Genomic DNA, 20934 nt, shown 5'->3' with positions numbered 1-20934 from the left:
GCTACCGATCAAACACGGCAAGGACATTGAGATCGATCCCTGCCTTCAATGTGCCGACCATCCGAATGCCTTGGCGATAGCCACGGCGGACCATGTTATAGGCAAAAACCCCGGTGTAGTATTTTCCGCCGGGAACAAGATGGAGATGCATGGCATCGCCAGCGCCGCCGATGGGCACGCGGAAGTCGATCCAGCCAAACCGACCGCCGGCCCCCGCCGCTTCGATCACCTCCATGCCGACGCGCGAGGAGAAACGGGCGGCTAGAGCGCTCCAATAAGCGCGCCTTTCATCCTGGCCCGCACCATCGGGCGGGTAAACCGGGCGCTCCGCTTCCTGTGGCCATTGCTGCGCGATGTAGGTTTCGTAGAGTCGCGCCGTGGCTCCAGATTCACACTCACACGCCATCGGGATGACCGGCGTGTTGCGCGGGATATCGACAAAGGCGAGCATGCGGGGCGGATCTTCGGCCGCGGCCTCCAGATCTTGAAGCGAAAGCCTCTTACCATCGAAGGTCGAAGCCGTCCCATCAGCGTCGATGAACACGATCCGATCCGGATGATTGCTGAGATAGACCAGCGCGATCTCCTCAAGGCGGCGCCCGGCTGTGTCAACGCGCACCTCGGTGCGCTTCGTCGATGCCGTGTCCTTATCGGTTGTCTCGCGCTCGCCACTGATTTGTCCGCGCAATTTGAGGGCGCCGGTCAGGAACGAGAGCCCAAGATCGTAGCCAGCCTCGGCCTCGCCACCGAGGAGACGGCGCCGCGCCGTCTCGCTGACCTGGCCGACTTCGCGGCTCTGTACTTCATAAGAGGGACGGACGACCGCATCGAACAGGCGAGCTGTCAGCGCCTCATCGATGAACAAAGGCGCGTCGAGCAGCCATTGCAGCCGCTTCTGTGCCTTCTCATCACCTGTCGTCATGCCGAACAGCCTTCTGTAAAGACCCGCCAGCCATTGGCGCGCAGATCGCAAGCGGGACAAGAACCGCATCCATACCCCCATTCATGCCGATGCGCGCGGTCGCCGAGATAGCAGCTATGACTGTGCTCGCGGATGATGTCGACGAGGTCGCTCCCGCCGAGTTCAGCTGTAAGGCGCCAGGTCGATGCCTTGTCTATCCACATGAGCGGTGTCTGCACGACGAAGCGTTGATCCATGCCCAGATTTAGAGTGACTTGCAGCGCTTTCAGCGTGTCGTCGCGGCAGTCGGGATAGCCGGAATAGTCGGTCTCACACATTCCGCCGACTAGATGGCGAATGCCACGGCGATATCCGACTGCGGCAGCGAAAGTGAAAAAGATGAGATTCCGGCCTGGTACGAAGGTGTTGGGTAACCCTGCTGCCGTCATTCCAATTGCGATGTCCGAGGTCATCGCCGTGTCGCCGATGCGGCCGAAACCCTCAATGGGAATCATATGATCGTCGCCTAGACGACCCGACCAAACCGGACTGAGATCTGCCATCGCTTTCCGCAATGTGCTTCTGCAGTCGAGTTCGATCGCGTGGCGTTGACCGTAAGCAAAGCCGATCGTTTCGACGCGCTCGAAGCGCGCGAGCGCCCAGGCCAAGCAGGTCGCGGAATCCTGCCCACCCGACAATGAGACCAGAGCGCTTTCATCCACGGTCTTCGGCATCATTCGCCCCAATAGCTGCAGCTTTCGCCCGCGCTGTCCCGGTACACCGTCACCCGGACCAGTTGCGGGCAATCGGCCCGCAGCGAACGCCATATCCAACTGGCGAGATTTTCCATGGTCGCGGGTCCAAGGTCCGGAACCTCGTCAAGGAACCGATGGTCGAGCGCATCCCGCGCACTGGTAAGACGCTGCTCGATTGCCCCCAGATCAAGCACCATACCTGAAGTCGGATCGACCGTTCCCCGCAAAGTTACCTGTGCGCGATAGGAATGGCCATGGATGCGGCGCGATCCCTCAGCGACGATCTCGCGGATGAGGGTATGGGCCGCATCGAAACGGAAGTCCTTCGTGATCTCGTGGGTCATGACTCCGGGTCTCCCACCAAACGGAGTCCGCGCGGTCGCCGCACCAAACTGACGAGATGCGTCGCCAGTAGTTGGTAGTCAGCACCCGTGTTCTGCAGTGTGTGCCAGAGGCGTCGCTGGTCCGTGAACTGCCATTCGCCGCCGCGGAACGCGGTGCGACCGACCAGTGGCTGCAGGCCTGCGACAAAATCGTCCTTCGACCGGGCATCGCGATCGAACGCCAAGGCGTCCATCACATAGCCCATCGCAACAAGACCAACGCCATGGACCAATCGTGATGTTTTCGGTGTCTGGCCTTCCCAATCGTCGGCGAAGCACTCCTTCACTGCGGCGAAGAAGTTGGCTACCATCGCGTAACCAGGACCCAGCAATTGAGAAGTGTCGTCGCGCCACGCGGATAGAGCGCCATCCGAAAGCGACGCCATCAGCACGCGCTGGATGATCGTATCCTTGATGACGCCCGCTCGATTGGTGTGTTGCTTGATCATCCCCTTAAGCGGGGAGCCATCGCGATAGTTTAGCGCCTCGACAAGGAGGGCAGCCGCCGTGCGATCGGAAAGCCGTGGCGGTAACCCTTCGACGCCGGGCATGAGCTCGTAGATCAGGTCACGCGGCAGCGGGCGGGTCGAATTGATCAGTATGAATTGCTTGTGCAGTTCCGCGACCGATCGACAGAGAAACGCCGACACCAGCAGCGGGAAATTCTGGTTCTGCGCGCGGGTCGCAGCCGTCAGGCGCTGTTGGCCATCGACCACCCAGCCCGGCGGGGCATCAGCGGTGTCGACCACCAGCATGTCCTTCTTGATCGAGGCACCACCGCAAAAGCCGATTACGATCGCGTTCGGAAGGATCGGCGCCTCATCTTCGTTGAGATAGTCCTGAATCTCATGAATATGCGCTTGGATTTGGGGGCGCTGAAAGCCGACCAGCCTTCCGTCCTGGCGCCGGTCGGCGCGCTCGACACGCGCGATGGAAAGAATCTGCGCGGCTGTCGCTTGAAAGATTGCGACGGGCATTTCCGATGATTGCGCCAGTCGAATAACGGGCCCGAGCTTGATTGTATTCATAAGGCAACCTTGGACTGTGATTTGAGCAGTTCGTGAAAAACCGCGAGATTGTGAAAACCGCGACGCTTGTTGTGATTGGTGGAGCGGAAGATAAGTGCTTCGACGCCCAGTTCTCTGCAAACCCGGCATGTGCAACGCTCCCACGGACGTTCACCCAAAGACCTGAGATATATCGCCCGCAACTTGGCAAAGTCATTCAGATTTGACTTTTCGGAGCGCTTGTCCTTCCAAAGAATGATGCTGGCATAGTCGAGGATGCGATCAACCACCGTTTCAAGATCGCCATGCCCGGCAGCAAAACCGCGCGCGGCGGTCAGCGCGATATTTTCGAGCCGGATCAACTCTTCCTGCCCAACAGCCCGCGCGCGTGCCGATGCTCGGGCATGGCGGTCATCGGATGCCTGCGGAATGCGGATCGCTGTGTAGTGGCCCAATCGCTCACCATCGGTCTCGAAATAGTTCTGGCGGTCGTCTTTGAACGCGCGCAGCAACGGCGAGGTGGTGTCGAAACTAGTAACACCCATCCGGGCGAGCCGCGGCGCGTCCTCGACCTTTCCGAAGCCCAGTACATGGATGGCCACTCGCGACAGGCCGATCCGCTCGGTGATCGCATGCAGCGCGCGCTCGATATCGTCGGTCGGGGATCGCGCCATGCCGCCCAGCGCGAGACTGCGATAGCCCATCTTGACTAGGTTGGCGGCGGCATCGGCCATGCTTTGTGCCGACCATCCTTGAATGACACCGACGGGGGTGAAGGTCCGACCGAGCGCCAGGGACGTTTCGAGAAACTCCGAGGCCAGGGTCAATGTGATTTCCTGACGCCGCTTCGCTTCGTCCGAGGGTGAGCGGTCGTCTTCCTCGAAGTCGAAGATCAGATGATCGACCGAGCAACCATGGGTAAAACCGCCGTCGGCATAGAACCCCAGCGTATCGTCAACGCTGTAGAGCGGGAATTCCGCGTCGCGATAGCTGAATGCTCCGCAGTCACCCATGACGATACTGCCGGCATATTGCTCTTCGGGATAGCGCAGGAACACGCGCGCGCCTTCACGCCGAAATCGCATAGAGCGGGCGGCACCATATTTTCCCGATCGAAGATGGTCGCTGAACGCCGCGCGCGACAACAATATGCCGTCATAAGGCGCTCGCTCGAGATGTTCATGCGGATATTCGTCGTCGTCATGGACACGACGTTGTTTGAGGCTGCGTGTCCGCTCGAAATCGAACGACGGATCAACGGTATCGGCGGTGTCCGCGAAAAGAAATTTCATGCCGCCAGCCTCGGCTGATGCTCAAGGCGGATCAGATGGTCACGCAGCCGCCCAATGCTCTTGCTGGTGCACTCGATCGCATTCCAATCAAGGTCGAGCCCTTCCCATGTGCCGCTCGCCCACCGACAGTGCGGCGCGATCCGTTCGAGGGCAGCAAGCGCGGCGTCGCGTGGCGCGCGGGCCGCGTCGGGACGTGACAGAACCCGATCCATTAAATAACCCATGACCTCGATCCCCGCGGAATGCATGAGCCGGCTCTCCGAGGGCGGCCGGCCCCAAGCGTCCGGGAAAACCTCTTGGACTGCACTCCAGAACCCCGCGAGCAAGCCATACATCGCCGTAACGTCAGGCGCGCCGCCGCCATGGCCATAGGGACTTAGGGCGCCAAGGGGAGACCCGATCGAACGCTTGATCGATCGTAACAAAGCCTGGTCACTTACAATGCTCGGACCTTCCGCACCTGGGCGGCGAATGAGACCGAAAAAGGGCGAGTCACGGTTGGAGCTCAGCGCATCCACTAGCGCGCTTGGGATCTTGCGCGGGCCAAGATCTCTTGGAAGGATCGCGGAATCCATTGCAGGCAGCAGCGCATCGACGATGGCCTTGGGCAGAGGACGGGCTTTGTTGACGAGCACGAACTGCTCGCGATGAACCGCGATGTCGGTTGAAACGAACGCCACGATGGGCACCACGATTGCGGCGGCATTCGCCTTGGCCAATGCCAGCACGCGCTGCTGGCCATCAACGATCCAACCTGGCTTGGCGGGACTCAATGGGAGTCGAAGCGTTCCCACATCCCCGGCCTCCAGCATATTAGGCGGGCGTGATCCCCGCGCAGAGGTGAAACGGACATCTGGCGATAACGCGACCAAGATCGGATTGGGAAAGAGAACATCGCCGCCATCCAAATAGCGGGCGATGTCGGCGACATGGTTGCGTATCTCTCCGCGCTGATATCCTTCGAGCGCGCCTGCTCCATCGCGACCGATGCGGCTGATATCGGCGATGTCCGGCACGCGATCGCCCGGTACCGCGAACATGTAAAGGTCGTGGCCGCCTTGACGGGTGCGAAGGGCCCGAACGGTGATGACTTGCGATGTCATGCGATCAAAGCCTCAGCAATCCGTGCCGCTCGAGCGTCCGAACAGGCTATGCCGCATTGATCCCGCAGGCGGCGGACGAGGCGGGTTCGGCTGATTCTGGGCTCGACTTGGAGCCATGGCTTGATTTCGCGCGCGATGGCCGCATCCGACGTCTTTGTCCGCGCCGCGATATCGGGGGCCTTTCCACGCGCCATGGCAATGACAACTTCCTCCCGTTCTTGCTCAAGACAGAGGGGGGATGGCCGCTTTGTCAGCAATCGGGCGTGCGCCAGCAGTGCCCGGCCTGCGAAGTCGCCTCTTGTCCCCCGCGGCGACATCCGCTGGTCATAGGGCATAACGCACCGCACCAAAGCGCCGGGTACATATGAGGCCGCTCCTGCGCCGAACACGCGCACCCCATCAGGGCGCGCAGCCAGGCTATCAAGAAGCCGGCCAGCCATGCGCGCATAGTCTTTAGTCAGGGCCAATAGAATGATCGGCCGATGCTCGATGGCGGCAAGCGGGTCACTGCTATAGCGCCCAGAGGCAATACGATCCCACCAGCGTCGCGGATCGAAATCATGGACATGCTGCGCGATGCTCGCAGGGCCAGGGCCAACCGCGAGATTGTAGCTGGGAATCGCGCGGGCTCCATCCACATAACCGAGCCCGGCCGACAATATCCCGAGATCTGCGCTCAAGCAGGCCGCTGCCTCTTTGGCGTATTTGAAGGAGCGGCCGGTGTAGAGGTCCGCCGCTGCGATACCGGGTTCGGTGCCTGAAAGGGATATGAGCCACCGTTCGGCAATTTCGTCGATATGCCCGATAGGCAATTCTGCAACGAGCAACGATGCTTCGATCGCTTTGCGCGCGGAGCAACAGCCTATAACCAACGGCCGCTTCACCTCGACGCTCTTCGGCAAAATTGCATAACTATCGGCGTCGTTCTCACCAAAAACTGCCAAAGTATCTGCCTCAATTTTAAGCCCCGGCTACACGCAAAGTCGCCGTGTTACGCACGTAGCTGGCCTCTTAGGAGCGGTCAACCACGTGGTCTGCGATCACAAAGCCTGTAATATGGCGTGCAGTTTTTTCTCATCGTATCCGTACGCAACCGGCAATAACTGCGCCACATGGCGTTTAAATAGCTGTGGATCGGCGTGGAAAAAGGACCCCGGTAGCGGGGTGATCGGCGTCGAAAAAGGACCCCTCATCCCGGTGGTCTAGGCTGTCCGCTTGGCGGTGTGTCAGGCGGCGAGATCGGGATGTTGGTATTGGAGACGGTGTTGAGGATCCGGCGCGAGCACGCGGCGGGAAAAGCCATCAAGGCGATCATGCGAGACCTGCATTTATCTCGCAAAGTGGTGCGCAAGGCGATCCGGTCGCCGGAGGCGGACATGGGCTACCGGCGTGAGGTGCAGCCGCTGCCCAAGCTGGGGCCGTTCCAGGCGCGACTGAATGCGTTGCTCGATGAAGACGAGGCGCGGCCGCGGCGCGAGAAGCTGCGCATCACGCGTATCCACGATCTGCTGCTGCGCGAGGGGTTCGACGGCTCGTATGATGCGGTGCGCCGCTATGCGGCCCGCTGGCGGCAGGCACGTCGTCGGGACGTGATGAATGCACCAGCGTTCATCACGCTGCTGTTTCGGCCGGGCGAGGCCTATCAGTTCGACTGGAGCCACGAGGACGTCGAGATCGCGGGCAAGCCGATGCGTGTGAAGGTCGCCCATGTGCGGCTGTGCGCGTCGCGGGTGATATACGTGCGAGCCTATCCGCGTGAGACGCAAGAGATGCTGTTCGACGCGCATGCGCGGGCGTTCGCCTTCTTCGGGGGCGTGCCGACGCGCGGCATCTACGACAACATGAAGACGGCGGTGACGAGCGTGTTCACCGGCAAGGAGCGGGTCTTCAACCGGCGCTTCCTGGTCATGGCCAGCCACTACATGGTCGAACCGACAGCCTGCTCGCCAGCAGCCGGCTGGGAGAAAGGTCAGGTCGAGAACCAGGTGCAGACCGCACGTGGCCGGTTCTTCCAGCCGCGTCTGCGCTTTGCCAGCATCGAGGAGCTGAACGGCTGGCTTGAGGCGGAGTGCCGGCGCTGGGCGGACATGCACAAGCATCCCGAGCAGAAGGAACTGACGGTTGCTCAGGCATGGGCTGCCGAGCGTAGCGTGCTCCAGCCGGTCGTAGCGCCCTTCGATGGGTTCTATGAGAGCGAGCACGCGGTAAGCGGCACGTGCCTGATAAACTTCGACCGCAACCGCTACTCGGTCACGGCCAAGGTCGTGCGGCGTGCGGTCCAGGTCCGTGCGTATGCCGACCGCATCGTCGTGCGCTGCGACGGCGAGGTCGTTGCCGACCATCCCCGGTTCTTCGGTCGTGACCGGACCATCTACGACCCGTGGCACTATTTGCCTGTGCTGGTGACCAAGCCGGGCGCCCTGCGCAACGGTGCGCCGTTCTAGGGCTGGGAGCTGCCACCTGCGCTATCACGGCTGCGGCGCAAGCTCGGCGCCGGCGACGATGCCGACCGGCGCTTCGTACGGGTGCTGGCGGCGGTGCTCGACGACGGGCTGGAGGCAGTTGAAGCAGCCGTGCACGAGGCGTTGCTGGCCGGCGTCACCAGCGACGACGTCATTCTCAACATCCTGGCCCGCAGGCGAGAACCGCCACGACCGTTGACCATCGTCACGCCCGAAGACCTGGCGCTGCGTCATCCGCCGCGTGCCGACTGCGGTCGCTATGACAGCCTGCGAGGCCTTCATGCAGCGGCATGAGATGATGACGGCGATGGCGGGGCTTGGCCTCAAGGGCATGGCCGGCGCGTTCGACGAGGCGGTGACCACCGGCCTGCAGCGCAAGCGCACGACGATGGAGATCCTGACCGACCTGCTGCGTGCCGAGGCAACCCACCGCCATGCAGCGTCGGTCCGCTACCGGATGTCAGCCGCCAGGCTACCAGCGGTGAAGGATCTCGACGCCTTCGTCTTCGAGGACACCCCCATCAACGAAGGCCTGGTGCGCTCGCTGCACAGCGGCTCGTTCCTGGCGGGCCAGCGCAACGTCGTGCTGGTCGGTGGAACGGGCACCGGCAAGACACACCTGGCCAGCGCCATCACTGCCAACGTCGTGCGAGCTGGCGCCCGCGGACACTATTTCAACACGGTCGACCTGGTGAACCGGCTCGAGGAGGAGAACCGCCTCGGCAAGGCGGGCACGCTGGCGGCTCAGCTCTCCCGGCTCGACCTCGTGGTGCTCGACGAGCTGGGCTACCTGCCATTCGCCCGCTCGGGCGGTCAGCTGCTCTTCCATCTGGTCAGCAAACTCTACGAGCGCACTTCCGTCATCGTCACAACGAACCTGGCCTTTGGCGAATGGCCCACCGTCTTCGGCGACCCCAAGATGACCACCGCGCTGCTCGACCGCATTACCCACCACTGCGACATCGTCGAGACCGGCAACGACAGCTGGCGCTTCAAGCACCGCAGCTGACGCCCGGGACCACCGGCCAAAGACGCTTCGCGCTGGTTGCGCCTCCGGTCGGGCTACGCCCGCCCTACGCCGCAACCAGCGCGAACGGCACGCCCGCCATAACCGTCACGCTGCACGACGAAGGAGGTCCCTTTTGGACGCCGATTGACATAAATAGCGCTCGAAAGTGCGAATCAATAAGATGAGGGCGTCTTCGCCCGACGGCCAACCGCGATGTGGCTATATCCCCTTGTCGGAGCACACGTCTCAGTGAGGACCGAACCAATAGCACCTGCCCGCCGGCGCCCGCATGACACTGTAGAGGCGCGCGCGGACACTCCGGAGTCTGCATTCGCGATTTCAAACCAGTGTCGGCCTTGGAAACGTGCCTGCCGGCACTGGTGCATAGAATTTCTAAAAATACCCAAGCGATCGTTGTATAATAGCCGCGCTTGCTGAGCGGCTACAGTTTCGTCGAATAATTAGAGCTAGAAATATACCCTACGTGGCGTTGTAGTGCTCGCAGGAGACGCGGAAATCGCAAGCGACGCAGGTGTCGTCGTCATTGCTGTCCGCTGGCCAAGACTGCTTGATCTGCATGCTTTGTCGCTCGTGAGTGACACAGTCTTCGATCGCTCGGACGACGCCGTCAATCGCCGCCGTTGCTTCCATCATGCTCGCCTCAGTGACCGGAATGATGCGAATTGCCCGCTGCAACCTGAACGGTAGCGAGAGATTGGCCTGACTGCCGGGGGTCCATCCATTCACCTGATAATAATCCGGCGTTCCTGCCGTTGGGGCAATATCCGTCCACCTGTTGAGCATCTCGGTGCGTAGCATGGTCATTTCTTTCGACCCGGGCGCCAACTCACTCACATAAATCAGGATGCCTGCCGCGACGGGACGCGCGTCGGCCTGCTGGGAGCGGAGCCAAGCATAGGTCTGGACTTGCCATTCCCCCAGCTTCCAGTCGCCTCGCGGATCGTCATCGACCCGAGGGCGACGGGATCCCTTATAGTCGATGATAATCTCATACTCGCCGGCCAGGTGGGGGTTGGACGCCATGATGGCTTGCTTGATGGCGTTTTCGGATGGCTGTCCATCTAGCTGGGTATGACCCAGGACGTCGATTATGCCTTGGAGAACGTATCGCGCCGCACGCTCGGCCCGATGTGTTTCTGAGGCCGGCAGCGGCCGTGTCCCCAGCACCTTACGTTCGGCGACGTCGATCAGCGGGAAGAGATGAGGGCCGAGTTGATTGACTGCGGCTTCCGCGCGCTCATAGGCGGAGATGCGCGCATCAGCGCTTCGCGCAAATTTGCCTTGGTGTGCGAGCGCTTGCTCGATCGGCCAGCCGATCGCACGCAGGTCAAGCGCACCGGTGCCAGCAGGGGGCTCGCCCGGCATGTCGTTTTCCGTGATAGCCGTATAGGGCAACGGAAATTGGAGGCCTCCACGATCCTGCCAGAGCCTAAAAGTCCTCTCCATCATCCCGTGGATGAACTCGCCATACCACATCTGGACAGGTCGCGAGGGTGGCAGCGCAGAACCGTTGTAGTAGCGGTAACTGCGCTGGCAGCGCGAAAAGGAGAGGACGTCGCCGGTCAGGCTATAGTCGGGAACGATGCGGTCGGGCCGCTTGATCGGCAATTCCATGGCGACGCTCTCAAACGAAATGGATGGACGGCGGGGTTACGACCGGCGGATTGCGCCTGCCGGTCGGTTGAGGCGAGGAATCGCGCCACGCCCAACTCTCATCTTGCCGCCATCCCGCCGCCACGTTTTTGATGGTGGCGTTCCAGCGTAGCATCTTGTCGCATCCGACGAGCATGAGGACACGCTGAGGTCGACTAAACGCGACATAATAGAGGCGGATCAGGTCCTCAAAGCTCCGATCGAGCCCGCTGCGTGCTGTCCGGAGCGGACCGAGTTCTGCTGTGAAAGGCGCTAACGCATCTTCAATCTGTGCGGTCGCCGATGGCATATCAGGAAACCGCCTGAACCGGTTCTTCACGGCGTTGGTCGAAAAGTCTGCGCCAACATCTACGATCACCAATGGATATTCGAGCCCCTTGGCTTGGTGAATCGTCATCACATTGAGACGGTCCCGCGGGACATTCGGCATGATTTCTTCGTCCACCTCGATGACGTTCTCGGCGATTGGCGCGATTACGTCGCGAAGGATGGCAAGGATGCTACGTCGACCATGATCTATATCTACGTTCGGATCGATAGGCCGGACGAGCTTGCCGGAATATGCCGAGAAACCGGCCGCCTGACCCGCGGCACGCGACAGCGCCTCTAGATAGACCTGCCCCTCAGGGTCTTCCTCGAAGTGGGGAACCCAAGGGACGAGCCCGTAGAGCACGTCGAGAAAAGGCCAATCCCTGCTAGACCATTTCGGATTTGGATTGGGCCGAGCGAACACAAAGCGATTCCACTCATCGACTTCCTGTTGGAGCGTTCTACCATAAACCGGCGCTGGGCCTGAAGCGAGCAGCGCGCTGCCGGCCGCGACCCAGCGGCGGATGAAGAATTTGGCTTCGTTGGTGATCGTCATCGTCTCGAACAGATGTCCACCCGGGCGATTTGGTGGATCGATCGCCAGGATTGCCAAGCCCAAGAGCTGCTCGACCTGTTCGATATCTCGCAACGACCGCCCGCGCGGATTGAACATCGCCATGCCACTGCCAAGCAGGGCGTTCCGTAAATGATGGGTAAAACGCGGACTCGGTGGATTGCCGAAATAAGGACGCTGCATCTCGAGAACGCTGAAGCCGAGCAGCACGGCATCGCCCAGATCACCCCCATCTGCTGCGCGGCGCAGTAGATCTGGATACCGGCCATTGGGATCGCGATAACCTCCGCCTCGAAAGACGTCCGAGAGAAAGCCGCTAAGGTCGTTGGCAAGCGTCGGGGCATCCGGCCGGAACATCGCCAGCACAGGCATCTGCGATGCTGCGGCGTTGGCTCGGATCACTGGTTTTGGCGGTTGGATGCGGGCAGGCGTGAAATTCGGATCTTCTCGGATAAAGCTGTTGAAGAACTCCACGATCTCAGGCGTCGAACGATAATTCTCGACCAGATATAACGGGCCCTGCGGCACGATGCCTAGACGTGTACGGCACCGATCAACAAAAGAACGGAACAGTTCAATCGTTGCGCCGCGGAAGCGGTAGAGGCTCTGATCATCATCGCCGACGACTGTAAAGGAAGCCCTCGTTGCGAGGGCGAGTTCGAAATAGATCGCCTCTTGGAGCGCATTGGTGTCTTGATATTCATCGACCAGCACGACGGCCGTCCCGGCAAGCAACGTGGGTACGCGCCGGGCCTGGAGACGCGTCAGCATCGCTTCTTCCAAGCTGGAGAAGTCGAGCAGATTGTTGTCGCGAAGATAAGCGCGATAATCACCCGCAATGCCTGCAATGAGTCGTTGGGCCAGAGGCTGGTTCGCCGCCCCAAAAGCCGCGACGTCCACTCGGTCTTGAATGAAGCGCTCGACCAGCGGGACAAGCGCTCGGCCGGCTTCTCCGACGGTATCTGGCGGTGTCCCGTCAAAGGTGAAGGGTGCTAGATACGCCGCCATCTCGGCTTGGTTAGCGTTGAAAATGTGGCTCAGCCGCCCTCTGCGCTGCAGCAACACGTTTGCCGCAAAGGCTTCCATCGTTACGAGAGGCGGTTCGTCCGCGTGTCGGTCAGAGCCAAGCGCTTCCTGGCAAATGCTATCGAGGGTGCCGGCTACAACGCGGTTCACATCGAGGTGTCGAAGAGTAGCAGCATCCTCCGGATCAAGATTGGGCGTCGCGAGTGCTTGATCGACGAGAGCCTCTCCCCATTCGATCAGCCTGCTCCGGATTTCTCGAGCCGCCTTTTTCGTGAAGGTGGTGATGACGATGTTTTCAGGAGCAATGCGGTCGACGAGCATATGGCGGAGCGCCCGGAGAACGAGGACGGTTGTTTTTCCGCTTCCCGGTCCAGCGACGATCATCGTCGGTCGGCTCGGGTCCGCGTTGATGCAAACCTGCTGCTCATCATTAGGTCGTCGGGCGATCGCGGGCGTGCGCTCGACCAAATCCAGAAACTGTTCCAGTAACAACGCTACCCCCCGAATCAGGCGACCATCCCCACGGGGATAAAGTTAATGATCTGCCTTGCTGCGCGCTACGCCTTCCGACGCCTAAGGAGCGGACGGGGATGTATGATCAGCATGAAGCAACCGTTGTGCCCGCCAAACCGACAAGGGGCATCGTGACGGCCAGTGCGTCATTTGGGCGCACTGCACCCAATTTAGCCGTATCATCTTGCGCGGTTTAAAAGACGGCAGACTGGTGCCGATGGAAAATGCCCCGATGGCAGGCGGGATCGGGTTAGTTAGAACGACAGCTATCTTATCCCGCCCTTCCGAAACCCGTCTGGCTGCAATCGGCCAGTCTCGGCGACCGGGCGCCACCTGAACCAATGGCTGCCCTCGGGAAGCGAGTGAACGCCCTGAATGACCGGTTGTGGGTCTAGGCAGCTGCCGTGTTCGATGCCCGCCGTAGGCCGCAAGACTCACGTCGCCTCTGGTGGGAACTGCTGCGCGAGATCGAGATGTCTCGCCGCCAGCCTGAGCAGCAGGTCGGTGCCGCACATCATGTAACTGGCTCCGCGTAGATTGCCGTAGCTCTTGAGCGCGTGAGTTTCCGCGTGTCTATTAGGCGCCTGGCCCCGTGCGGCGGCATGAGCGGCGTCCTTGCAGGAGGCGAATAGCTGGTCGTCGATGAATTCGACCATCGACATTGCCTCGATTGGATCCTCCCTGATCATCGGCACGTCCTGGATCAGGCGAAGAAGCCCATCGACCGCGGCCTTCTGGCTTCTTTTGCCGACAAGTGTTCGCGCCACCGCCTCGAACTCCGGCATTAGAACGCGCACCACCGCAAGATAGCTACCCTGAGCGTAGGCAAAGCACGCTTCGGCCATCGCGGTGGCGGCCGACGCCGACAGGCGTTCGACGCGATAGTCTACGGTTCGTCGCCTGATCTCGTCCGCGACAGCGGCTTTGTTGGCGTCAAACCAAGCCTCTGCCATGCCAGCGACATCGGCACCGTCATCAAGGAGGGACATCTGAAAGTCGTCTGCCATCAGCGCTATGCCCGGCCATTCGACCTTGCAGAGTTCTCGGGCTGCCTCCTGCGAAACGGCTACGGGATCGATGATGACGGCGCTGCCTTTTTCCGGCATCAGGTCCCAAGGGCGTGGATAGTAGAAGGGCCAAAGTCCGGTTCCCTTCCGCGGACCTCTCCGACGCCGTAGATCAATCACCGTTCGCTCCCGTATTCCAGCTGCCCTGGAAGGCGACAAAATGTATTATCTTGTATGGAACTCACATCCGCTGAGGCGCCACCTCGCTGATATTCGGCGTACGCCGGTCCTTAGTGCGTCCGGAGATAAAGGTCACCGTCGGGTTTTTTAGGCGCTGGTCCACGCGGACCGCAGAACCATCCTGCAGGCGTGCGTCCGAACCTCGCTCCGGCATCAGGGTCAGGGGCTCCGATAACCTTCGCAGGATCTCCTCTCCAACGGGCTGGTCGGATAAGGAAGCGTCCCGCCGATTGTAGCGGTCCCTGAGGGCGGCCGAAACCCGTTCGGGCGTCGGGACGGTCGTGCCGGGGAGCCCGCCTCCAGGGCAGAGCAGCGCCTCTAGCCCGAAGAAGTGGCGTCGCAGAAGGGAGAGCCGTCCGTTGAACATTCCGGTCCTCGGCGTCGCCCCCGCGCCCGCGAGCTTCGATTCCAAGTCCGCCGCGACGTCGCTGGCATAGGCAAGGTTCGCGCCGCACACGGTAGGGACCAGACCCCTGAAGTGCGGGTCTCCCGCCACGCTTGCGTGATTGTAAAAGAGGTAGAGGGGAACCCAGGGCCAAGGTGTGTCGCGCAGAGTTCGGAACTGGTAGTCGGCGGTGACAGAAGGCCTGTGCAGCAGCTCTCCGTATGAGCGGTTCCTGTTCTGGACCACGGCGGCGTTGAGCCGCTTGGCCTGTATGCGCACCCAGAGGCTGCGGTCAGCTTCGACATTCCAGAACCGCAGATCAAGATCCGCACCCGTATCTTTTTCGATAGGATAGGAGATGACAAGCTCGGGACCGGCGAACGCGGCCAGCGCGGCAGTGACGATGTCGGTCATCGTCTCTTCGCGGAACCTGCCACGCTTCAGCTTGGCCTCGCGGTCGAGCAGGTTCCCGATCACCAGGGGCAGGCGCGTGGCGAGGTCGCACAGGGTGGCCATTCTTCAAGTCCGATATGATCGTCGCGGGTGGGGTATTTGGGCGCCTTTCGCTTCAAGAGGCAAGACCGGGTGGGATCACGACAGACGACGCTTTGAGGCTGGTCAAAGATCTATCAAGCCGGGTCGGCCACCCGGCTAAGCCGCCGGACCACTCCAACGATTGTCTAAATAAGCCGGCGTTGCGGATGGAGGATCGTCAGACTTAAGTGAATGAGTGACCGATTTCGGATAGCCCGGCTTGGGGCCTGAGCGTCCGGAACTGGGTCATCCATCCTTCCACCGGCCTCACGCGTAACGTGATCAAGTTAATGTAGATCAGTGCGATGGAGGCTCTTCCCTCCTCGCCTATTCCGGGCCAGGCTGATTTGTGAAGCACGGCCGTGGCCGCGCTTCGGTGCGGCGAGGCTCTCCGAATTACCGCTGGCAGGCCCTCGGTCAACGTCGTCACCTAGGCCGGGGGTCTGCCAGCGGCAGCTCGTGAGTGCGCTCCCGTGTTGGATCCTAAAGAACCCGCCGCACACCAGGCGTCAGCGCGCCGTGCGGAGGTGGACGAAACCCGGCCTAGTCCGACACCGTTCGTCCAACCGCTGCTCTCCTCGGTAGAGGAGATGAACCCCATCGGGTTGGGGTTCGAATGCCTCGCGACCATCGCGAGCCGTTCGGATCAGAACACCCGTTCGATCCGCCCCGGCAGGGGGAAGGATGAGGCCAATTTCGAGACCACCGGTTCTCGAAAGGAAAATGGCGTGCGCGTATCGCGCAAGAAGAGCCCGATCAGCGCGGTTGCGATCCGCCGCACGATCCGCGCGGCTATGAAAGCCGGTCTGCCCATCGGCAGGCTCGAGGTCGAAACCGATGGCACCATCCGCCTGAGCGTTGCGGAAACACCTCAGCCCGCTCCGACGACCCCGGAAGACATCTTCCGCGAATGGGAATCGCGCCTGTGATCAGGGGACTGCACTTCGTCCGAAAGCGTCTCGCGGACGGGAGCAGCCGTTGGCACGTCTATGCATGGCGCGGTGGTCCTCCCGTGATGTCGGCAGATGGAGCCCGACCGGACCTGACGACCGAGGCGCTGGAAAGTCTCGCCGCCGCGAGGAGGGATCGAGACGCAGCCCGCCAGCCGAACCCCACGACGCTACAGACGCTCATCGACAAGTGGCAGGCGAGCCCGGAATGGTCGCGACTGAGCGAGAATACCAAGAAAACCTGGGGCTCGATCGTCCGTACGATCGAGGGAAAATGGGGCAAGGTTCCACTCGCGATCTTCAACGATGAGCGGATGATCGAGAAAGTCGTCGACTGGCGCGATGCTCGTGCCGCCACGCCGCGGGCGGCGGATAACGGCGTCACCGTGCTACGAGCGCTGCTGAAGTACGGCATCCAGCGAGGTGCATTGCGGATCAACGTCGCCGAGAAAATTGGGAAGATCTACGTCAACGGGCAGCGTGCGGAGATCGTGTGGACGAAGGTTGACCTGCTCGCGTTCGAAAAGGCCGCAGGAGAAAAAGATCGATGCGTCTATTACGCCGTGCTGCTCTGCTCCGTGACCGGGCTTCGACGAGAAGATCTCGCGCGCCTAACATGGGCGTCGGTTGGCGAGTTCGCGATCGTCAAGAAGGCGAAGAAGACCAGCCGAGGCCGCCGTCACTTCGCGACGGTTCCGCGAATTCCAGAACTCGACGCGGTCCTCGCGAGGCTGAAGGACCATACGCGTGCGTCAGGTGTGGACACGGTGCTGGTCAACCCGAAGGGACGGCCGTGGAACCTCGATACGCTCACCAAGGAGGTTTCCCGTATCGCCAAGCTGGCAAGTATCTTTCATGTCGAGGTCGATCAGGCGGGCCAGTCAAACAGGCGGCACAAGCATCTGCACGATGCTCGCGGCACCTTCGCCACCTACCTCATGACCACGACGGACCTCACGGACGCTGAGATCGCCAGCATCATGGGCTGGTCCGAAACGGAGGTCGAGCGCATCCGCCGCATCTACGTCGACGATACCGCTCGTCAGATCGCCTTGGGCAAACGCATCGCCCGTGGCCTCATCGCGGATTGACCGCCTAGGTCGCGTTTCGCCCTCCGTTATCGAACGTCGGTATCGGCATACGTGTTGACGGCAGGATGACGCTCATGGCATTGGCTGGCGTCGCCGCTGTAAACCGGACTGTAAACCGGGATCCGGCAGCGGCCTTTTCAACGATAAGTCGTTGATATGCGGGTGTAGCTCAATGGTAGAGCAGAAGCTTCCCAAGCTTACGACGAGGGTTCGATTCCCTTCACCCGCTCCACACTTTTCCGACATTTCCTGACGATCGCCGCAAAACGGGCGCGGTGCGCGCGCGGTGACAAACCCACCGCTTTGCACGCGTCGCAATTTCGTCGCATCAAGCGGCGGCGGGCTGGTTGCGCCGAGCCGAGTCATCATCGAGCCAAACCGAACTCGTTTTAGGATTCCTATGAACACGGTCGTGATCCAAGCCCTACGGCTTAGCGAGGATTGCCATGCAGAACACATCACATGCGGTCATGGCACAGCGATCTGAGCCCGCTGACAGCCCGGATAATTTCCCGACGCCCCGATGGGCAACGAGGGCTCTCTTTGAGCACATCATTCCGGCGGACTATGGACGTGCCCCGCTTAAGTGGAGAGGCATTTGGTCAGCGTGACACGGTTCGTTCAAACTGCGCGGGGCTGATATAGTCGAGCGCGGAGTGGCGCCGGACCGGGTTGTAGAATCCGTCGATCTAGCGGGCAATGGCCTGCGCGGCCTGGTCGCGGGTGTAGAAGACCGTCCGCCAGACGAGTTCGGATTTGATGGTCTTGAAGAACGTCTCGACCATTGGTCCCCACCATTCGTACCGCTTCGTTCTCAAATTCCTTCGTGAACCGTCGCTGCTTCGTCATCGAGTTCGCCTTTCACCTCAGGGGAACTCTCCAATTTTCCAAAGCGTGTCCACTATGCCTTGTTTCAGATCACAGGTTAGATCACGTGCGCAGATGGGAAGTCGAGTCTTACCTTCAGTTGTTTATCTTCGATTTCGCGGCGGTTATCGTGAAAGCCCCCGGCACCAGCGCCTCGATCTGGTCGATGATCGCCGCGGTGGCGGCAAGCGCGAGTCCGAGGTTGGCCGGATCCGGGATTGCGTAGATGTCGCTGATTGACGCCTTGACGTGGCCGAGCATCAACTCGCCCTGTCGCCAGTTGCCTCGCCGATCCGCTTGCGCACCAGCGTCGCCATCGAGCGGCGGATCAGCTTGGCGCCCGCCTGCCCGCGGTCGGCTGGCAGCCCGATCGCCACGCGCATCTTCTCCCACGACGACCGCGGTGCGGCCGGCAGGTACCGGCCTCGACAGCTGGATCGGCGCGGCCTGGTTTCAAGCTGCCGTCCCCGGACCGAGGGGATCGCTGCTTTGCGCGCTGGCCTATACGTTCGCGTGCTGCTGGTTCGCGCATGCGCTCGACCGACGCAGCATACTTCTGAAGGTCTGATTACGGCAGAAGCGGACCCGGTCGCGGCGGCCGCCGGCTACCGCCGGTCGCCGTGTGATACGACCACACGGGACGATTGACGGCGCACTCCCGCCCCCTGCCAATACTTACGCCTCACGACCGACATAGGTCAGCGCTGTCTTTTCGCACGTCGTCGATATTCGTGGAGCAACGGTTCGGTGTAGCCGTTCGGCTGCGCCGCGCCTTCGAACACCAGCGCGCGGGCAGCCTGCATCGCCAGACCGGCCGGTTCCAGCGTGCGATAGGCGGGATCGGCGGCGTTCTGCGCATCGACCTTCATGGCCATGCGGGCGAAGGCGGCATCGACTTGCGCCGGGGTCGCTACGCCATGCAGCAACCAGTTCGCGATATGCTGCGAGGAGATGCGCAACGTCGCGCGATCCTCCATCAGTCCGACGTCATGAATATCCGGCACCTTGGAACAGCCGACCCCCTGATCGACCCAGCGCACGACATAGCCAAGGATACCCTGCACATTGTTGTCGATTTCGTCCGCGATGTCGGAGGGCGACCACTCTGGCCGCGCCGCGAGCGGGATGGTCAGCAATGAGTCGACCGGCGTCTCCCCTTCGGCGGCACGCGCCACCTGTTGCGCGGCGACGTCGATCAGGTGGTAATGGGTGGCGTGGAGCGTCGCGGCGGTTGGCGAAGGCACCCAGGCGGTGGTCGCGCCCGATCGCGGATGCGCGATCTTCTGGTCGAGCATGTCGCGCATCCGGTCGGGCGCGGCCCACATGCCCTTGCCGATCTGCGCGCGACCGGAAAAGCCGCAGGCCAGCCCGATCTGCACGTTGCGATCCTCATATGCCCGTATCCAGGCGGCGTTCTTCATCTCCGCCTTGCGCACCATCGCGCCGGCCTGCATCGCGGTATGGATCTCGTCGCCGGTACGATCGAGGAAGCCCGTGTTGATGAACACGATCCGTTGCTGCACCGCATGGATGCACGCGGCCAGATTGGCACCGGTGCGGCGCTCTTCGTCCATGACGCCGACCTTGATCGTGTACCGCGCCAGCCCGAGCAGGTCCTCAACCGCATCGAACAGGCGGCCGGTGAATGCGACCTCGTCCGGTCCATGCATCTTGGGCTTGACGATATAGATGGAGCCGGCGCGCGAATTGACGTGCTCGCCGTTGCGCCGCAGATCGTGGAGCGCGATCAGGCTGGTGACGATCGCGTCGAGAATGCCTTCCGGCGCATCCGCTCCATCGGGTAGCCTGACCGCCGGGGTAGTCATCAGATGCCCGACATTGCGCGCCAGCAACAGGCTTCTGCCGGGCAGCCGGAAAGCCGTGCCCGAAGCATCGAGATAGGTCCGATCGTCGTTCAGGCGACGGGTGATGGTGGCGCCGTTCTTCTCGAACGTCTCGCGAAGATCGCCGCGCATCAGGCCAAGCCAATTGGCGTACGCGGCGACCTTGTCGTCGGCGTCGACCGCCGCGACCGAATCCTCGAGGTCGCAGATGGTGGTGACCGCGGATTCCAGCACGATGTCCGCCAGCCCCGCCGGATCGTCCCGTCCGATCGGATGGGAACGATCGATCACCAACTCGATATGCAGGCCATGGTGACGCAGCAGCAAGTTATCACCGGCCCGCCCGACCAGCTGCGACGAATCGACAAGTTCGGGAGTGCCGCCCGCCCAATCGCGCCAGCTACCGTTCGACAGCGGCACCGCACGGTTCAGGAAAGCGTGGCCCCAGGCGATCACCTGCTCTCCGCGATCGGGGTCGTAGCCCGTCGTCGCGGGGCGTCCGGGAAGCGCGTCGGTCCCGTAAAGCGCATCGTACAGGCTGCCCCAGCGCGCATTGGCGGCGTTCAGCAGAAAACGGGCGTTGAGGATCGGCACGACCAACTGCGGCCCGGCGATTCGCGCGACCTCGTCGTCGACGTCGGCGGGCGAGATCGCGAACGGTGCAGGACGGGCGACGAGATAGCCGATATCGTGCAGGAATGTGCGGTATGCGTTCTGATCGACCGGCCGGCCGGCATGTGCGCGGTGCCATTCGTCGATGCGCGCCTGAAACGCGTCGCGAATAGCCAGCAGCGCGGCATTTTCGGGTGCGAAGCGCGCGTAGATGCCGGCGACGCCCTGCCAGAAATCATCGGGCGCGATGCCGGTACCAGGCAGGGCGTGCTGCTCGATGAAGGTGGCCAGAACCTCGGCGACGTGCAGGCCGGCACGCTGGATCATGGTGTCGGTCATCGGTCGTCTCCTTCTGCCAGCCGGCATAAACCCGTCTCACTCCCGCGGGTAGGCGTG

At 61.8% G+C, this 20934-nt stretch carries 17 protein-coding genes, 1 tRNA gene and 2 pseudogenes; 5 read left to right on the top strand and 15 right to left on the bottom strand.

Annotated features, from left to right (window positions below; all coding sequences use genetic code 11):
- Position 1: 1 nt before the first annotated feature.
- From ASE95_RS08610 to ASE95_RS08580, 7 genes are read right to left on the bottom strand one after another with little or no spacing between them, the layout of a single operon-like run.
- Complete coding sequence (locus ASE95_RS08610; RefSeq protein ID WP_056634516.1) at positions 2-922, bottom strand: hypothetical protein; 921 nt, start codon at positions 920-922, stop codon at positions 2-4.
- Positions 919-1635, bottom strand: coding sequence for a 7-cyano-7-deazaguanine synthase QueC (queC, locus tag ASE95_RS08605; RefSeq protein ID WP_056636023.1), 717 nt, complete (start codon positions 1633-1635; stop codon positions 919-921). The genes ASE95_RS08610 and queC overlap by 4 nt, the downstream gene beginning before the upstream one ends.
- Positions 1635-2000 (bottom strand): 6-carboxytetrahydropterin synthase, encoded by a 366-nt coding sequence (locus tag ASE95_RS08600; RefSeq protein WP_056634513.1) that lies wholly within the window; start codon positions 1998-2000, stop codon positions 1635-1637. Before ASE95_RS08600 ends, queC begins: the two co-directional genes overlap by 1 nt.
- Positions 1997-3067: a DGQHR domain-containing protein DpdB gene (dbpB, locus tag ASE95_RS08595; protein WP_082450017.1), complete on the bottom strand. Its 1071-nt coding sequence runs from the start codon at positions 3065-3067 to the stop codon at positions 1997-1999. The genes ASE95_RS08600 and dbpB (ASE95_RS08595) overlap by 4 nt, the downstream gene beginning before the upstream one ends.
- Positions 3064-4338 (bottom strand): tRNA-guanine transglycosylase DpdA, encoded by a 1275-nt coding sequence (gene dpdA, locus ASE95_RS08590; RefSeq protein ID WP_056634507.1) that lies wholly within the window; start codon positions 4336-4338, stop codon positions 3064-3066. Before dpdA ends, dbpB (ASE95_RS08595) begins: the two co-directional genes overlap by 4 nt.
- The gene (gene dbpB / locus ASE95_RS08585) at positions 4335-5441 is read right to left on the bottom strand and encodes a DGQHR domain-containing protein DpdB (protein WP_056634504.1); all 1107 of its coding nucleotides are present in this window, start codon (positions 5439-5441) and stop codon (positions 4335-4337) included. Before dbpB (ASE95_RS08585) ends, dpdA begins: the two co-directional genes overlap by 4 nt.
- Complete coding sequence (locus tag ASE95_RS08580; protein ID WP_156347939.1) at positions 5438-6385, bottom strand: hypothetical protein; 948 nt, start codon at positions 6383-6385, stop codon at positions 5438-5440. The genes dbpB (ASE95_RS08585) and ASE95_RS08580 overlap by 4 nt, the downstream gene beginning before the upstream one ends.
- Positions 6386-6685: 300 nt before the next feature.
- On the opposite strand from ASE95_RS08580, the pseudogene istA reads away from it, so the two are divergent.
- Together istA and istB are read left to right on the top strand one after the other, a co-directional pair.
- Positions 6686-8197 (top strand): annotated as a pseudogene (istA, locus tag ASE95_RS08575) (IS21 family transposase).
- Positions 8184-8912 (top strand): IS21-like element helper ATPase IstB, encoded by a 729-nt coding sequence (gene istB, locus ASE95_RS08570; RefSeq protein ID WP_056634497.1) that lies wholly within the window; start codon positions 8184-8186, stop codon positions 8910-8912. The pseudogene istA and the gene istB overlap by 14 nt, the downstream one beginning before the upstream one ends.
- 480 nt (positions 8913-9392) lie before the next feature.
- On the opposite strand, the gene ASE95_RS08565 is transcribed toward istB, so the two are convergent.
- The 4 genes from ASE95_RS08565 to ASE95_RS08550 form a co-directional block, all read right to left on the bottom strand.
- On the bottom strand, positions 9393-10547 hold the full coding sequence (locus ASE95_RS08565) for a PD-(D/E)XK nuclease family protein (RefSeq protein WP_056634495.1): 1155 nt from the start codon (positions 10545-10547) through the stop codon (positions 9393-9395).
- 10 nt (positions 10548-10557) lie between these two features.
- A complete protein-coding gene (locus ASE95_RS08560) occupies positions 10558-12987 on the bottom strand; it encodes a UvrD-helicase domain-containing protein (protein ID WP_056634492.1) in 2430 nt (809 codons plus the stop codon).
- A 455-nt stretch (positions 12988-13442) separates the two neighbouring features.
- On the bottom strand, positions 13443-14114 hold the full coding sequence (locus ASE95_RS08555) for a hypothetical protein (RefSeq protein ID WP_056634489.1): 672 nt from the start codon (positions 14112-14114) through the stop codon (positions 13443-13445).
- Between the two features lie 142 nt (positions 14115-14256).
- The gene (locus tag ASE95_RS08550; RefSeq protein WP_056634486.1) at positions 14257-15156 is read right to left on the bottom strand and encodes a DUF6615 family protein; all 900 of its coding nucleotides are present in this window, start codon (positions 15154-15156) and stop codon (positions 14257-14259) included.
- Between the two features lie 608 nt (positions 15157-15764).
- On the opposite strand from ASE95_RS08550, the gene ASE95_RS08545 reads away from it, so the two are divergent.
- From ASE95_RS08545 to ASE95_RS08535, 3 genes are all read left to right on the top strand, one after another.
- On the top strand, positions 15765-16103 hold the full coding sequence (locus tag ASE95_RS08545) for a hypothetical protein (RefSeq protein WP_056634483.1): 339 nt from the start codon (positions 15765-15767) through the stop codon (positions 16101-16103).
- An 86-nt stretch (positions 16104-16189) separates the two neighbouring features.
- Positions 16190-17215 (top strand): tyrosine-type recombinase/integrase, encoded by a 1026-nt coding sequence (locus tag ASE95_RS08540; RefSeq protein ID WP_056634480.1) that lies wholly within the window; start codon positions 16190-16192, stop codon positions 17213-17215.
- Positions 17216-17373: 158 nt separating this feature from the next.
- Positions 17374-17447 (top strand) — tRNA-Gly (locus tag ASE95_RS08535).
- A gap of 370 nt (positions 17448-17817) precedes the next feature.
- Here the strand turns inward: ASE95_RS08535 and ASE95_RS08530 are convergent.
- The 4 genes and pseudogenes from ASE95_RS08530 to ASE95_RS08525 form a co-directional block, all read right to left on the bottom strand.
- Positions 17818-18000 (bottom strand): annotated as a pseudogene (locus ASE95_RS08530) (IS3 family transposase); the annotation flags it as partial.
- 178 nt (positions 18001-18178) lie between these two features.
- Complete coding sequence (locus ASE95_RS17620) at positions 18179-18343, bottom strand: hypothetical protein (protein ID WP_156347938.1); 165 nt, start codon at positions 18341-18343, stop codon at positions 18179-18181.
- Positions 18343-18465, bottom strand: a complete 123-nt coding sequence (locus ASE95_RS18435) for a hypothetical protein (protein ID WP_268795818.1) — start codon at positions 18463-18465, stop codon at positions 18343-18345. Before ASE95_RS18435 ends, ASE95_RS17620 begins: the two co-directional genes overlap by 1 nt.
- A 315-nt stretch (positions 18466-18780) precedes the next feature.
- Positions 18781-20877: a malate synthase G gene (locus tag ASE95_RS08525; protein WP_056634478.1), complete on the bottom strand. Its 2097-nt coding sequence runs from the start codon at positions 20875-20877 to the stop codon at positions 18781-18783.
- Positions 20878-20934: the final 57 nt, after the last annotated feature.

The organism is Sphingomonas sp. Leaf231, assembly GCF_001421995.1.
Classification (GTDB): domain Bacteria; phylum Pseudomonadota; class Alphaproteobacteria; order Sphingomonadales; family Sphingomonadaceae; genus Sphingomonas.
This window is presented reverse-complemented; position numbering and strand designations above follow the sequence as displayed.